Source organism: Nonomuraea sp. NPDC052116 (assembly GCF_040680035.1).
In the GTDB taxonomy this organism is placed as follows: Bacteria; Actinomycetota; Actinomycetes; order Streptosporangiales; family Streptosporangiaceae; genus Nonomuraea; species Nonomuraea angiospora_A.
On the sequence record NZ_JBFAWA010000004.1, the window covers coordinates 384,872 to 398,837 of the forward strand.

At 66.9% G+C, this 13,966-nt stretch carries 14 protein-coding genes and 1 tRNA gene; 9 read left to right on the top strand and 6 right to left on the bottom strand.

The features are described from left to right. Positions 1-274: 274 nt before the first annotated feature. Together AB0L65_RS09870 and AB0L65_RS09875 are read right to left on the bottom strand one after the other, a co-directional pair. Positions 275-1,708, bottom strand: a complete 1,434-nt coding sequence (locus AB0L65_RS09870) for an MFS transporter (RefSeq protein WP_364242596.1) — start codon at positions 1,706-1,708, stop codon at positions 275-277. A 2-nt stretch (positions 1,709-1,710) separates the two neighbouring features. Next, positions 1,711-2,097 (bottom strand): nuclear transport factor 2 family protein, encoded by a 387-nt coding sequence (locus AB0L65_RS09875; protein ID WP_364242599.1) that lies wholly within the window; start codon positions 2,095-2,097, stop codon positions 1,711-1,713. 87 nt (positions 2,098-2,184) lie between these two features. Between AB0L65_RS09875 and AB0L65_RS09880 the strand changes: the two genes are divergently transcribed. After that, the gene (locus tag AB0L65_RS09880; RefSeq protein ID WP_364242601.1) at positions 2,185-2,814 is read left to right on the top strand and encodes a TetR/AcrR family transcriptional regulator; all 630 of its coding nucleotides are present in this window, start codon (positions 2,185-2,187) and stop codon (positions 2,812-2,814) included. Between the two features lie 387 nt (positions 2,815-3,201). On the opposite strand, the gene AB0L65_RS09885 is transcribed toward AB0L65_RS09880, so the two are convergent. After that, entirely contained in the window at positions 3,202-3,810 is a 609-nt protein-coding gene (locus AB0L65_RS09885; RefSeq protein WP_364242603.1) for an XRE family transcriptional regulator, read from the bottom strand. An 85-nt stretch (positions 3,811-3,895) separates the two neighbouring features. Between AB0L65_RS09885 and AB0L65_RS09890 the strand changes: the two genes are divergently transcribed. The 3 genes from AB0L65_RS09890 (at position 3,896) to AB0L65_RS09900 (ending at position 6,852) form a co-directional block, all read left to right on the top strand. After that, positions 3,896-4,741: an MBL fold metallo-hydrolase gene (locus tag AB0L65_RS09890; protein ID WP_364242606.1), complete on the top strand. Its 846-nt coding sequence runs from the start codon at positions 3,896-3,898 to the stop codon at positions 4,739-4,741. A gap of 840 nt (positions 4,742-5,581) precedes the next feature. Beyond that, on the top strand, positions 5,582-5,791 hold the full coding sequence (locus AB0L65_RS09895; RefSeq protein ID WP_364242609.1) for a hypothetical protein: 210 nt from the start codon (positions 5,582-5,584) through the stop codon (positions 5,789-5,791). A 647-nt stretch (positions 5,792-6,438) separates the two neighbouring features. After that, entirely contained in the window at positions 6,439-6,852 is a 414-nt protein-coding gene (locus AB0L65_RS09900; protein ID WP_364242611.1) for a hypothetical protein, read from the top strand. Between the two features lie 59 nt (positions 6,853-6,911). Here the strand turns inward: AB0L65_RS09900 and AB0L65_RS09905 are convergent, their stop codons facing one another. Then, positions 6,912-7,109 carry a hypothetical protein gene (locus AB0L65_RS09905; protein ID WP_364242614.1) on the bottom strand — a complete coding sequence of 66 codons (198 nt, stop codon included), beginning with the start codon at positions 7,107-7,109 and terminating at the stop codon, positions 6,912-6,914. A gap of 453 nt (positions 7,110-7,562) precedes the next feature. Next, positions 7,563-8,807 (bottom strand): hypothetical protein, encoded by a 1,245-nt coding sequence (locus AB0L65_RS09910; RefSeq protein WP_364242617.1) that lies wholly within the window; start codon positions 8,805-8,807, stop codon positions 7,563-7,565. A 398-nt stretch (positions 8,808-9,205) separates the two neighbouring features. On the opposite strand from AB0L65_RS09910, the gene AB0L65_RS09915 reads away from it, so the two are divergent. The 5 genes from AB0L65_RS09915 (at position 9,206) to AB0L65_RS09935 (ending at position 13,628) form a co-directional block, all read left to right on the top strand. Next, a complete protein-coding gene (locus AB0L65_RS09915; RefSeq protein WP_364242620.1) occupies positions 9,206-10,300 on the top strand; it encodes an L-histidine N(alpha)-methyltransferase in 1,095 nt (364 codons plus the stop codon). Between the two features lie 117 nt (positions 10,301-10,417). Next, a complete protein-coding gene (locus AB0L65_RS09920; RefSeq protein ID WP_355199200.1) occupies positions 10,418-10,558 on the top strand; it encodes a hypothetical protein in 141 nt (46 codons plus the stop codon). A gap of 48 nt (positions 10,559-10,606) precedes the next feature. After that, positions 10,607-11,791 (top strand): YcaO-like family protein, encoded by a 1,185-nt coding sequence (locus AB0L65_RS09925; protein WP_364242623.1) that lies wholly within the window; start codon positions 10,607-10,609, stop codon positions 11,789-11,791. Next, a complete protein-coding gene (locus AB0L65_RS09930) occupies positions 11,791-13,239 on the top strand; it encodes a TfuA-like protein (protein WP_364242626.1) in 1,449 nt (482 codons plus the stop codon). Before AB0L65_RS09925 ends, AB0L65_RS09930 begins: the two co-directional genes overlap by 1 nt. A gap of 122 nt (positions 13,240-13,361) precedes the next feature. Then, positions 13,362-13,628, top strand: coding sequence for a hypothetical protein (locus AB0L65_RS09935; RefSeq protein WP_364242629.1), 267 nt, complete (start codon positions 13,362-13,364; stop codon positions 13,626-13,628). A 247-nt stretch (positions 13,629-13,875) separates the two neighbouring features. Here AB0L65_RS09935 and AB0L65_RS09940 read toward each other — a convergent pair. After that, positions 13,876-13,949: transfer RNA gene (locus tag AB0L65_RS09940), tRNA-Ala, on the bottom strand. Positions 13,950-13,966: the final 17 nt, after the last annotated feature.

Sequence of the window (13,966 nt, forward strand, 5' to 3'; positions counted from 1 at the left end):
TGGTCTTCTGCACGGGCGCCCCACTGAACGCCTCGAAAAGATCACCAAGCGGGCGGAATCCGACGGGATGGCTCCCCGATCGCTTCCCAGGTGTGGCGGTGTGGTCTAAGAGGGGATGAAGGTGTCGCCGTGTTACCGGTTCTCCAGGAGCAGCGGCAGGTTGTCGGGGCCGGCCCAGGTGTGTTCGGGGTGCTCGGACCACTCCAGGCGGGGGTGGGCCGGTCGCCGTCGACGAGGCACCACCCGCCCACAACCCGCCGCCGTCAGCGGCGTTTCAGGGTTGAGGTCTGCGCGGACCGGTGACGAAGAAGACCACGAGTGCGGCCAGGCACAGGAACCCGGCCGCGCCGAGGCTGGCCACGTTGAAGCCGTGGACGGCGGTCTCGGCCGGCGTGTGGCCGAAGTGACGGGCCGCGGCCGTCCCGGCGATCGTGCTGAGCAGCGCAGTGCCCAGGGACGCGCCGATCTGCTGTGAGGTCATGACCATGGCTCCCGCCACCGCGCTGTCGGCGCCGGCGCCGAGGGTTGCCGTGCTGTTGGCGGTGACGAGTACCCATCCCGTACCCAGCCCTACCAGCAGGAACACCGGCAGTACGTGGAGCTGGTAACCGCTGTCGGCTCGCAGGAAGCCGAGCAGGGCGAGCCCGGCCGCGATCGTCAGGAGTCCGGGACACAGCAGCGCCCGCACCGGAACGCGGGCCATCAGCGGGCTCACCGCCCGAACTCCGATCGTGAGACCGGCGGTCAGCGGCAGGAATCCCAGGCCTGCCTGGATCGGAGAATAGCCGAGCACGTTCTGCAGGTAGAAGGTGAGGAAGAACAGCGCGGCGAACATGCCCACCGCCAGGCCGAACACCGCCAGGTACGAACCGCCGCGAGGACGGTCCAGGACGACCCGCAGCGGGAGCAGCGGCCCCTTGACCCGGGCCTGGACCCAGACGAACGCGACCAGTGCCAATGCTCCGGCGGCCAGCGGGCCCAAGGTGGTCGGCGCGCTCCAACCGTCGGGTTCGGCCCGGGCGAACCCGAAGACCAGGGCCATCAGGCCGGCGGTGGCCAGGACCGCGCCGGTGACGTCGATGCGGGCGCCGGCCGCACGGAGGGACGGGCGCACGGCGTACAGCACCCCGACCACGGCCAGGGCCGCGATGGGCAGGTTCACGTACATGCACCAGCGCCAGTCGAGGTAGTCGGTGAGCACTCCGCCCAGCAGCACGCCCAGGCCGGAGGAACTGCCCATCACGGTGCCGTAGATGCCGAACGCCTTACCGCGCTCGGCGGGTGAGGGGAAGGCGGTGGCCAGGGTGGCCAGCACGGCCGGGGTGAGCAGCGCGCCGGACACGCCTTGCAGGGCCCGGCCGGTGAGCAGCATCGCCGGTCCGGTTGCGGCGCCGGCGAGCGCCGAGGCCGCGGCGAAACCGATCAGCCCTGCCAGCAGGATCCGCCTGCGGCCGATCAGCTGCGACAGCCGCCCGCCGAGCAGCAGCAGGCCGCCGTAGCAGAGCGCGAAGAGCGTGATCACCCACTGGCGGGCCGGGTCGGACAGGTCGAGTGAGCGCTGTACGGAAGGCAGCGCGATGTTCACGATCGTCATATCGATGCCGACCATCAGCTGGACCGTGGCGACCGTGGCCAGCGCCCACCAGCGCCGGGGGTCGGGCAGAGTCGCGTCGGCGGGATGCCGGCTGGTGCCGGTCGTGGTGGTCACGGCTAGAACATCCCGTTCTGGTTCTCGGCGGTCTCCGGGATCGGCTGCATGACGTCCCAGTGCTCGACGATCTTGCCGTTCTCGTCCAGCCGGAAAATGTCGACGATGGCCGTGCCGAGTTGCCCCGGCACGCGTATGCCGTGCACGTGTGCGATGACGAAGTCGCCATCGGCGAAGATCTTTTTGACCTCGGCTCGCAGCGCGGGAAAGTCCGCCCGCAACTGGCCGACGAAGGCTTCGAAGCCTTCGATGCCGTCCGCGATGCGGGGATTGTGCTGGACGTAACGGTCGCCGATGAGCTTCGACGCGGCCTCGAAGTCCTTCTGGTTCAGACCCACCTCGTAGAAGGCCAGAACGGTCTGCTTGTTGCTTTCAAGCCTCGACTTCATGATCTCCCCAACTAAGCTAACAGCTGTAGTCCTACTCTTGTAAGGCTACGACTGTAAGGCAACGGACGTCGCAATACAATACGGGCCATGGATGCCATCTCTTCGGCCTCTCCCTCGTCCGCGCGGGGCCGCAACCGGCGAGGCCAGGGGGAACGACTGCGCCGCGACATCATCGATGCCACGCTGCGGATGCTCGATGAATTGGGCGACGATGAGGCGCTGTCCCTACGCGCCGTCGCGCGCGAGGTGGGCATCGCGGCGACCTCGGTTTACATCCACTTCGCCGACCGCGACGCCCTGGTCTTCGCCGCCCTGGAGCAGTGCACCCATGGCCTCTTGTCCGACCTGAATCAGGCGGAGTCCGTCCACGACGACCCGGTTGCCCGGCTACGAGCGCGCCTGCTGTTCCTCGGCACGTGGGTCCGCGACCACGCGGGCCTGTACAAAGTGCTGCACGAGAGCACGCTCAATCGGCGGATGCACCTGGTGTTCAAGGAGGAGTTGGCGGTGCGCACCACGGCTGCCGTCCAGCGGTGCCTGGACGCGGGGCTCGCGCCCGTCGGCGACGCCGTCACCCTCGCGCTCGACCTGCGCGCAGCCGTGCACGGCGCCGTGTCGATCCGGGTGAACGAGCCGGGCCTGGCGTGGCCACCTCTGGAGGAGCAGATCGATCGGTTCCTCATCAAGCTCATCGGCGTGAGCCTGACGAATAAGTGAAGGCACAGGCGCCGCTACCGGGCATCCAAGGCAGCGTCCACGGCGCTCTGCTCATCGGCGGTAACCTGATGCCCGAGCGTCTGGCACAGGCTGCCACCGACCTGAACGACCAAACCGTCCGCACCCCGCCCGAGCTGTCCGGTATTCACACATTGCTCCTTTGCTCGCCGGAACGGATCTTCGAGATCGTCGCGGAGACGGCATGGGCGGACCTAGGAGTCCACACGGCAGGACTCCGCCGAGCCGTCTGGGCAGACGGAGAAGATTCAGGAGCGGCCGGCCGTGGCGCAGCGTCGCCTGGAACGACCGTCCATCGCGCGTGAGGAACTGACCTGCCCCGTACGTCGGTGTGTTGCAGGACAGGCTTGTACCGCAGGCTGCGGCCGATCAGGTTCTGCGCGAGATGACCATGATGTATTCGCAGGGAGCGTTAGTTCGGTTGGCGAAGCCGTGGTCCGCGTCGGCCTGGAAGAACAGGGAGTCGCCTGTGTTCAGGGTCTCGCTGATCCCGCCGATCGCGACGGTGAGGGTACCTTCGAGCACCACGAGTTGTTTCTCCGTACCCGGCGGATACGCGGGCAGCAGCCCGGTAGAGACCTGCGCGGGGAGGTAGTGGACGACCATCTCGGCTCCTCCCGCGCCCGGGGCCGCTGACACCATGTGCCGCTCGAAGCTGGTTTCCGGGTCACGGAAAACGGGGCGATCGTTCTTGCGCATGACAATGGCCACCCCCGACGCGGCAGCAGCCGGCGCACCGATCAGGTCCGAGAGCGACGCGTTGAGCGCGTGGGCGATCCGAGACGCGACGCCGATCGTCGGGCTCTTCTCACCGCGTTCGACCTTGGACAGCATCGCCCGGCTGACCGACGACTGTGTGGACAACTGCTCCAGCGTCAGGCCCGCCTCCTCGCGGCGTCGCCGCACGTTCCCGCCGAACGCGCCGGCCAGGTCGTCACCGTGCTGTGGTTCGGCCGCGTTTCCGTGTTGCTCGACCACCGTGCTCCTCGATCGATGGATACCTCGCTTCCCACAGTGTAGGGTTTCTCCTAAAGAAGATATTGTCTCCTATCGGAGAAGCGCGATGTGCGCCCAACACGACGGAGGTTCCATGCGTTTGATCTCGAGTGGCCAGCACCATGCCACGTTCGAATTCGGCGATCTGCAGGTGATCTCGTTGCGAGACGGGTACATCGACATGCCGCCGACACGGCTGCGCGACGAGGAGGGGCGCACGCTCGATGAGCTGCCAGCCGCCGTCCCGCTGACCGGCGACAACTTGCGGCTGTCGGTCAACGCCTTCTTCGTCACCGACGGCACACGGTCGGTTCTCATCGACACCGGCGCGTCCAACGCCTGGCACGACCCCACGATGGGATTGATCTACGACGCGCTCGACGAAGCGGGAATCGACCGCGCGCAGGTCACCGATGTGGCCATCACCCACAAGCACGAAGACCATGTGAGCGGCCTGATCGCGCCGGACGGTTCAGAGGCGTTCACCAAACTCGAGCGCGTGTGGATCGGCGCGGGCGACACCTCGGTGTTCACGGGGCGGCTGGAGCCGATCCGCGACCGGGTCGTACCCGTGTCGGAGAAGGTCGCGATCAACGACTGGACCACCGCGATCCCGACACCGGGCCACACACCCGGCCACACCGTCTACGACGTCAGGAGCGGCACCGGCCACCTTCTCGTCTGGGGCGACACCGTTCACGTTCCCACGCTCCAGTTCGATCAGCCGAACGTGTCCTGGGAGCTCGACGGCAACCAGTCCCAGGCCCGCGCCGCGCGAGCAGCCCTCCTCGAACGACTGACCCAACCACACCACTTCGTAGCCGGCGCTCACCTCGACTCACCCGGTATCGCCCGCGTAACCCCCTCCGGCGCCGGTTATGCGCTGGAATACCTCGCACCACCGATCGGCTGATCGAGCCTGTCGGCTCCGGGCCGCGCTCGCGATGGCGGCCAAGGAGGGCAAGCTCGTCCGGCCCGGCTGGGCGCCCACGAACTCAACCACCTGGACGGCCACCGCAAGGGTGCGTCCTGGCTCGTCGGAGTCGAACGAGTCGACCTCAGGGCCCTCACCCCGGTGCGCTGGACCAAAGGCCGGGGCTACCTCCGTCACTTCCGCGGCGATGTCGGCATCGACACCACCGCCACCCGGTCTTCGCCCGCCCACCCCGAGCTCGCCGCTCCACCGGCGAACTGATCGCCTCCACCGAGATCACCGCGGGCTGGCATCACTCGGCCGGACACGGCCTACCCGAGTACCGGCTACAGCGCCACCCTCACCGTCGCCGCCCGCACGCGCTCGGTTTCCGGGTCTCTTCCGCAACTGGCGCTCGGCCTGGTCCTGGACACCCCGCACAAAGGCATCGGCGCCAACGCCATCGCCGCCCTCGGCTTGCCCGTAGCATTCGCTGTCGTCGACCGCGCCTACACCGACCAACAGAGCGCCCATTTCGACCAGCCCGCACGAGAGCTCGGTTACCGGCTCATCCAGGCCGCCGCCGGCCTGGATGGGCACACCATCGGAAGAACTCACCACACTCATCAGCGCGCGAAATCCGTACTTGCATGCGCCCCAAGCAGAGCCCAAACCCAGGCGGCACCGTCCGCTTCCAGTGCCCGGCAGCAAGCACCTCCCCATCGCTGACCTGCCCCCCGCTTCGACCGCCTCCACCAGCGCGGGCCCAGCAGGCCCACCACGGTCGACCTGACCGATGCCCGGCAGCCAGCCGCCCACCCGGCGGCCAAACCCCGCGTCTTGCCCCCTACCCCTGACCGCAAGAGCGGCGAACTGCCGAAGATCTGCCACCAGCAGACCATCACCCTGCACCCCGGCGACCTCGGTCACCTCGACAAGTTCCGGCAGGACCTGGCTTACCTCAGCCCTTCGTGGCGGGGGACGTACTCCACCATCAGGGCGATGACGGAGGGGCTGACGGCCGTCTCAAGGGCCACGCTCTCAACCTGAGTGATCCTAAGAGCCGGCTCGCTCACGGCCGCGTCGCCCAGACCATCCTGGTCGCGTTGCTCGTCACCGCCGCCAACGACCACTTCCTCGACCAGTGGCGCCAGACCTACCATCTCCCAGACGAGCCCGACACATCCGCCGACATCCCCGAGATTCCAGCAGAGCGCCTCGACTGCTCGCCGCTCACGGGCCGGAGCAGGCCACCACCTGCCCCATAACCCGCACTTCAGATCACCGTGTCGCAGCACCCAGCCCGGAGCCGGCATCGCCATGCCCAGCGACGCGAGCTCCGACCTCCACCAGTGCCCTGACACCACCCGGGCCTCCCCGGACACCCGCTCCGCGGTTCCCAAACCAGGACGAACCCGATTCGGAAACCCCTGAAACGACAAGATCCCGCCTGATCATGATGATCAGACGGGATCCCGTCAACTTCAGTCCAGCCGTTTCAAGAACGGCCCCTTGTGGGGTGTTCACGAATAGTGCTGGCCTGGGGCGGAGTATGCATGTAGAAGATCGCTTCCCTGAATTTCTGTGAGCGCTTCCCGGAGTTTTCGAGGTGTCGGGTCGTTAGAGTGCTCGCCGTGATGCCTTCTGATCTTCGTTCCAGTCGACTCGGCCGGTTCCCCGTTGGTTTCGTCGTGGTCATGCTCCTGCTGACCGCCTGCTCTGAACGGTTATCCGCGGAACCGGGCCCGTCTGCTCAGGTTCCCGCGCCTTCCCCGTCGGCAAGCCCTCCATCGGCGCGGCCGTTGGTTGACTTGCGGAAGAAGGTGAAGGGAAAGGTTCTCTTGCATCATGTCGCCGACGGCGGCGAGGATGAATGGGCCGGCGAGTTGAAGGTGGGGAACTCGTACAAGATCGCTGTGGATTGTGCCGGTTCTCAGGGAAAGTTAGCAATCGTGATCAGTGAGGGCTTCCAGACGCTGCGGCAGTGTGCCGCGGGCTACACCACGTTCACACTCGACAATTACCCGGTCTCGAAACCGAAACCACGCACGCTGACGGTCAAGGCTCCGTCCGGTGCCAGTTGGGCGGTGCTGGTGGCCAGGCTCTCGTGAGGGTTGGCAGTCGAGCAGACGCTGTTCGGCACGCCGCCCGAACTACGGGCATCTGGCGATCATCTACCCCTTTGCAGGCTGGCCACTTTGCACGCTGAGGTTTGCGCATCTGTCTTCACCGGCGCCACCACATCGACCTCGGCGACCCCAAGAATCGCCTCGCCCACGGCCGCGTCGCTCAGACCCTGCTCACCGCGCTCATGGTCGCCGTCACCAACGAGCTCATCCTGCTCGCCTGGCGGCAAGCCCACGACCACCGCGAACCTCCGCCCGAGGACACCTACACATTCGATGCACAAGAGCCGGATCCGGAACCGCCGGCAGCATCCGGAAGACCGCCACCGGGCGCCTGATTCGCTGGGGTGATAACCGGACAGCACTACTCCGACCGACCGGTCCCGCACGCCCGGCCGCCAGCCCTTCACGCGCTCCCAGCGGCTCAACACCACCAGCGCCCTTCGCCACGAACGCCAAACGAGCCAGAACCAGCCCGCCCAACGATCCGAAGACCTCGGAAAACACGAAATCCCGTCCGATTCAGATGATCGGACGGGATCCCGTCAACCTCAGTCCAGCCGTCTCAAGAACGGCCCCTTGTGGGCTGTTCACGAGTACATCTGACCTGTGGACCATTGGCGCCGTTGGAGATCGCTTCCCACGCGGGTGTTGATCGTTTCCCGCGTATTGGGCCAGAAGGGGCGGCTGAGGCGTCAGGGAATGGGAACCGAAGCACGCGGCGGGGATGCGTAACGGAGTTCAGCCGTGTCTGCGGCGTCGTGGCGGCGCAGGATCTGCGAGATCAGCGACAAGCCGCGTGGCAGGTCGTCGCGGATGAGTACGTCGGCCGAGGCCGAGACATCCATCAGGCTTCCCGATTCCCCCCGGCGAGCCATCTCGCTGCCAGTGATCTCGGCGCGACCGAGCCCCTCCTGTTTCAAGGCATCGTGCAGCTCGGAGATCAGGAGACGGGCACGCTCCGCCGGACGCCGTTCGGTGGCGATTGTCAGACACAGTTCCCATGACTGGGCGCCGGCCATGCGGCTTGGCCCGTACCGTCGCCGGACCAAAGAGCCTCGCGGCAGCCCGGCCAGCGTCTCCACGGCCCAGCAGGACTCCTCCCTGCTCACTGGTTCAGTCAGGGCCCGCACGAGAACAGGATGGACCCAGTCCGCGGTCTGCAACGCCGCGGCCAGTGGTTCGAGGTGAGCATGCCCTTCGTCGGTATCGCAGCGGCTGAGGGCGTCACGCATTGCAGGGGTCTGCAGAGATGCGGCGCCCGTGGCACGGACGAGAGCCTGCTCCGCCTGGTCGAGAAGAGCGGCCCAGGCCGCGAAGGGGAAATCCGCGGACCCGGGAGCGCGCAGGGAGTAGAGATCATGTGTGGTCGAATCGAGGTCAGGCTGCTCGACAGCCAGGCAGCCATGGTCCGTAGCCGTCCACCGTAGTCCGCAGCCGCGCAGGTCGCGCAGTTCGAACCAGTCGCGGGTCTCAGGCCGCAGACCGCTCAGCGGACCCGGGCGCACCATCCGCAAGGCCGCGTCCATCAGCGGGGTTATGGCGTCCGGGTCGTCCTGCTCGTCAAGGACAACGAAGCGGGCCAACAGCGCAAGCATCGGTCCGGGATGGCGCAGTTGGGGATCGCGCAGCGCCACGGCCCGAGCGAGCAGGTCCAGTTCGCTCCAGCGCATCGTATGGGGATGAAAGTGAGCCTGGTCGTCCCAGCCGACGGTGACGGGCTCGGGCAACTCGGGGGCCGTAAGGGCGAGGTCGAAGTACCCGGTGGCAACGTCCAACTCAAGGACGAGCCCCAGCCCCTCCGCCACCTGGAACTCCGCGCTGAACGATTCCGCATCTTCTTCGTCGAACTCGGGCTCGGCAGCGTCGTCTTCGAAGAGGTATGCCGCCCAGAAGCCGGAGTCAGCCATGCGGGCCGTCAGCGCGTCGTCCAATGGCATGCGCGCATATTAGCCAGTGCTCCCTGGCGCCAGCGCGCCCTTCGACTCGCGTCGGCCCTTGCGCGGTACGCCTCTCGCACCAGGAAGCTGCACGTGATCACGCACTTACCGTCTACCGCACACACCGCCGCCAGACCGCGTGCGTCGTACGAGTGGAGTAATCCTTCGCAGGCTTTTCATCGGCCGCCCTTCCGCGATGCACCGGGAACCGCATATCTGGCCGAGTGAACAGGGCTGTTCACCAGTAGTACGGCGCTGGACAGCGAGCTCGACGCTGGTGCCATGGCCTGCACCGCGAAATGATCAAACCTCCGCTCAGCACGACGATTCGGCGGATAAGGAACAGCTGATTCGGCGTTCCTGATCCGCAGGATCCGTCACCGTCAGCGTTAACGGCGGTGACCCGTCTGGAGCCGGGGCTGTGGAGGAGTAGACGGACGTATGTGGCCGGCGATGTACTGTCCGACGTGATGGGTGTACAGCAGCATGCGGTGTCGCCGCACGAGAACTTCTATCGCGCCTACTCGGCGACACAGGTGGGTGCCATCGTCGATTCGCTCAACGACCGTGCCGAGTTTCCGTACGAACTGACCTACCTCGGCGACGGGAGCGAGATGTGGCGCGAAAGCGAAGTGCCGTCCAACCCCGAACTCGCACCGATGCTGAGCGACTTCGACACGCTCCTGACTTGCCACGCCGAGCAGCTCCTCGCCCTTGCGCCGTCATCATCGCCGGTGCAGATCGTCGATCTGGGGCCGGGAACGACGCGTCCCGTGCGCGGGCTGATCCGCCACCTGCTGGACAGGTCCCGCCTGACCGGCTATCGCGCGATCGACATCAGCGCAGAGATCCTTGAGCTGGCCAGGGAGAACCTCCGAGCTGACTTCCCCGCTCATGTGGAGCGCTTCGAGCTGTGCCGCGGCGACTTCACCGGCCCCGATCTCGCCCGCGTCCTCACCGCCAAGCCCAGGCTCGGCCACGATGGTGCCGATCCGGTCCGCTTCGTCGTCCTGGCCGGCGGGACGCCGTACAACTTCGCCGAGCCGGCCCAGGTCCTGCGCCACGTATGTCACGCCATGAGCGACCACGACGTGCTGTTGCTGACGCTGCGCATCGACACCGGCGTCGACAGGCCCCCGTTCATGGATCAGGTCAGCGTCGGCAGCCCGTACAAGCCCCAGCAGCTGGTGGGACTGAACCTGCTCGCCATCGACCGCTCCTGGTACGTCACGGAAACAGGGTTCGACCGCGTTCGCAGCGAAGTCTTCGTCCGGGCACGGTTCATCGAGCCGGTCACCGTGACCTTCGACGTCGGAGATGACCAGAGGAGGGTGTCGTTCGAGCCGGGCGACACAGTGCTCGTCTGGCGCTACCTCTACCACGACAGCGCGGCGGTGGCCGACCAGCTCACCCGTTGTGGGCTCCAGGTGCGCCTCTTCGAACACGGTCAGGACAGGCAGGTGGTCCTCGTCGCCGCGACGCCGGCGCAGTGAACGTCGAAGCCCGCGCCCGGACTCCGACGGGAAAGATCTTCTCAGGAAGATCAGACTTGGCTACGCTCAGCGTGGGATCGCCGGTGCGCTACCGGCCGACGACAGAAAGGTTGGCGGATGAATCTCAACTTGCCCACCGCAACCCAACTCCGTGGCGAGCTGACCAACTTGCTCCAGATGACGAGCAAGGACACCGTCTGGAGCGTCAAGCTGAAGGACAACGACGACCTCGAGCCCGCCGACGTCCACGGCGCGTGACGGTTCAGATTGAGCCGTCTCACCACTGTTGACCACACCGACAGCGGCATGGCGGACAACCTGTCGGGCGGGGACGGAGTGCTCGCACACCCCGTTCCCGCCCTCGACGAGATCCGCAAAGCCTGCGTGTCCGGCACCCACCGCGTCCTGACCCCCACAGACACGCTGCGCCGGATCCAGCCACTCTTCCCGATCGTCGGTATCACCCGGCTCGCCGACGTCACTTGGCTCGACGAGATCGGCATACCGGTCCACCAGGCCGTCCGCCCGAATTCCCGGACGGTGTCGGTGAGCCAGGGCAAAGGCCTCACTCACGACCTCGCCCAGGTCTCGGCTGCCATGGAATCGATCGAATCTTGGCACGCCGAGCGCATAGATCCCGGCGAGACGACCGCAACCGTTGGCGACATGGAACGCGCGTGCGGCTACCGCGTCCACGAACTGCCCCTGGAACCCCGCCACCACCTCCGGCCGGGCCTGGAGCTTGAATGGACCAGGGCAAGCCGCCTGGACGACGGAACGGACACCTTCCTGCCGACCGACCTGCTGCGCCTTGACGGCCGTGTGCGCGACACCTGGGCACCACCCCTGTTCGCCCAGAACAGCAATGGACTCGCCAGCGGTAACACCTTCGCCGAAGCGGCACTCCACGGCATCTACGAGGTCATCGAACGCGACTGTCTGGCCCGCGCCAAGAGGAACCCATCACCGGCCCTGGACCTGGCCACCGTGGACGGTCCAGCCCAGGAGCTGCTGGGCCTCATGGACGCGGCCGCGGTCGAGGTCCGGGTCGAAGTACTCCCGTCGCCCACCGGGCTCGCCTGCTTCCTGGCCACCATCTGGAGCGAAGAGTTCCCGGTGCTCTTCGCCGGCGCGGGTGCCCACCTTGACCGTGACGTCGCCTTGTGCCGCGCCCTGACCGAGGCCGCGCAGTCGCGCGCCACCCAGATCGCCGGAGCCCGGGACGACCTCACCACGGGGGCCTACCGGCGCGCCGTCTCGAGCGGGTCCGCGCGTCCCGCACCGCTCTCGAAAGCCGACCGGCTCAGCTACGACGAGATCGCCTCCGTCCGCAACGAAACCCTCGCGGACGACCTGCGCACCACGGTCACCCGCGTCCTCGCCCTGACCGGGCGATCTCCGCTGGTCGCGGACCATACCAGGCCCGACCTCGGCATCCCCGTCGTACGAGTGGTCTGCCCCGGGCTTCTCTGCGAACCGGCGTTCATGTGATGACCCGGTACCTCTTCGTCGGCCCCAGCCTGCCGGAGGCCGCCGACCTGCTCGCGGCGGACGACATCACCGTCCTCCCACCGGTAGCGGCAGGAGACCTGCTGAAACTCGCGCCCCAGCAGGGAGACGTCGTCGGCATCATCGACGGCTACTTCCGCCAGACCCGCGCCGTCCGGCACAAAGAGATCCTCTCCCTCATCCAGACCGGCGTGACAGTCCTCGGCGCTGCCAGCATGGGCGCTCTGCGCGCAGCCGAACTCGACACCTTCGGCATGTACGGCGTGGGACGCATCTACCGCGACTACCTGGAAGGCCGGCTGACGGCCGACGACGAGGTGGCCCTCCTGCACGGTCCAGCGGAGGAACGCTACCGGCCGCTCTCCGAAGCCCTCGTCAACATACGCGCGACCCTGAGCCTGTGCATACAGGAAGGGATCCTCGACGAGCCCACCGCCGCTCACCTCGTCGCCGTGCTGGCCCGGCGGCCGTACCGCCTGCGCTCCTACCCGGAACTCATCCAGCTCGCCCGCGAGGCGGCCATACCAGCCGCAAAGGTCGAAGCGCTACGGCATCTGTGCGCGACCCGGGCCGTCAACCTCAAACGCGACGACGCACTGCAACTGGTCCACAGATTACGCATGCCCCACGAAAGCCGCGCGAACGGCACCACGCACCCCTCGCCCAACTTCACCATGGCACCCACCATCTACGTGCACCGCTGGCAGCTGGGAGCACGCAGCGTCGACACCGAGGACGGCCGGACCGCCGAGATGAGCGTCCTGCGGATGTGTCAGCTCTTCGCCCGGGACTACCCAGACTTCTACCGGGACCTGGTCTTCAACCATCTGGTCCAGGAATGTGCCTCCAACTGCCGGACCCAGCACACGGAGGCGACCCTCGACAGAGCGCTGGAGCACGCACGGCATCGCAACGTCATCCCGGATCCCCGATCTGACAACCTCGAAGAGCTGAGCTTCCTCGACCTGTGGCTGACCCCGTCAGAGCGAACCTCACGCCCGCTGAAGGACCAGCTCGGCACCTTCCTGGTGCGCAGCTTCCAGCTGACGCCTGGGGCTCCCGCGGACGGCCTGGCGCTGGACGCGCTGCGCCGGCGGCCAATCGTCTCGACAGCGGCGAAGCTCGTCAACGCCGCGAAGTCGGTGAACGAGCACGCACAGCAGACTCAGTCCATCTTCGACATCCATACCTTGTCGGCGGACCGCATTCTGACCCATATCAGCGAACGATGGGGCGCCGAACCCGGAGCCCTGGAACTACACGCACTGGACCGGGGGATAGGCTCCCGGGACGTCCTGGTCGCTGCGGCCCGACCGTACTACCTCCTGGCAAGGTACAACCCGGACCTCATGGACCTGCACATCGACCACTCGAACGTGAGCCCTTCACCGCCTGCAGAGACTCAATCGTCAGCGCCCGGCAAGATGTAGATCCTCGTCCCAGCACACCATCATCCTGCACCCCGGGCGACCTCGGCCACCTCGACAAGTTCCGTCCGGATCTGCCTTGCCTCAGCCCCTCCTGGCGAAGGACGTACTCCACTGCCAGGGCGATGACGGAGGGGTTGAACGGCCGTCTCAAGGGCCACGACCTCGACCTGAGCAACCCGAAGAACCGGCTCGCCCGCGCCCGCGTCGCCCAGACCATCCTGGTCGCCCTGCTCGTCACCGTCGCCAACGACCACTTCCTCGACCAGTGGCGCCACACCCACCAGCCCCAAGACGAGCCGATCACACCGGCCGACACTCCGCAGACTCCAGTCGAGCCCTTCGACGGCACGCCACCCGCAGGCCAGAGCAGGCCACCACCCGCCCCATAAGCCGCAAAACCCGCCACCCTGTCGCAGCGCCCAGCTCACCGTCGGCTCCACCATGCCCAACGGCCGGATCTCGGTCCTCCACCAGCGGCCTGCCACCACCTGGGCCTTCCCAGACGCCGACTCCGTAGTCCCCGAACCAGGACGAACCCGATTCGGAAACCCCTGAAACGACAAGATCCCGCCCGATCTCAACGATCAGACGGGATCCCGTCAACTTCAGTCCAGCCGTCTCAAGAACGGCCCCTTGTGGAGATGAGGGGATTCGAACCCCTGACCCCTTCGATGCGAACGAAGTGCGCTACCGGACTGCGCTACATCCCCAAGGACTCGACCAGATT

What these genes read in the sequence shown, in the direction of transcription:
- AB0L65_RS09880 (WP_364242601.1), top strand. Translation starts at nt 2,185, where the DNA reads ATGGATGCCATCTCTTCGGCCTCTCCCTCGTCCGCGCGGGGCCGCAAC.
- AB0L65_RS09920 (WP_355199200.1), top strand. Translation starts at nt 10,418, where the DNA reads ATGAATCTCAACTTGCCCACCGCAACCCAACTCCGTGGCGAGCTGACC.
- AB0L65_RS09930 (WP_364242626.1), top strand. Translation starts at nt 11,791, where the DNA reads ATGACCCGGTACCTCTTCGTCGGCCCCAGCCTGCCGGAGGCCGCCGAC.
- AB0L65_RS09890 (WP_364242606.1), top strand. Translation starts at nt 3,896, where the DNA reads ATGTGCGCCCAACACGACGGAGGTTCCATGCGTTTGATCTCGAGTGGC.
- AB0L65_RS09925 (WP_364242623.1), top strand. Translation starts at nt 10,607, where the DNA reads ATGGCGGACAACCTGTCGGGCGGGGACGGAGTGCTCGCACACCCCGTT.
- AB0L65_RS09900 (WP_364242611.1), top strand. Translation starts at nt 6,439, where the DNA reads ATGCTCCTGCTGACCGCCTGCTCTGAACGGTTATCCGCGGAACCGGGC.
- AB0L65_RS09910 (WP_364242617.1), bottom strand. Translation starts at nt 8,807, where the DNA reads ATGCCATTGGACGACGCGCTGACGGCCCGCATGGCTGACTCCGGCTTC.
- AB0L65_RS09875 (WP_364242599.1), bottom strand. Translation starts at nt 2,097, where the DNA reads ATGAAGTCGAGGCTTGAAAGCAACAAGCAGACCGTTCTGGCCTTCTAC.
- AB0L65_RS09935 (WP_364242629.1), top strand. Translation starts at nt 13,362, where the DNA reads ATGACGGAGGGGTTGAACGGCCGTCTCAAGGGCCACGACCTCGACCTG.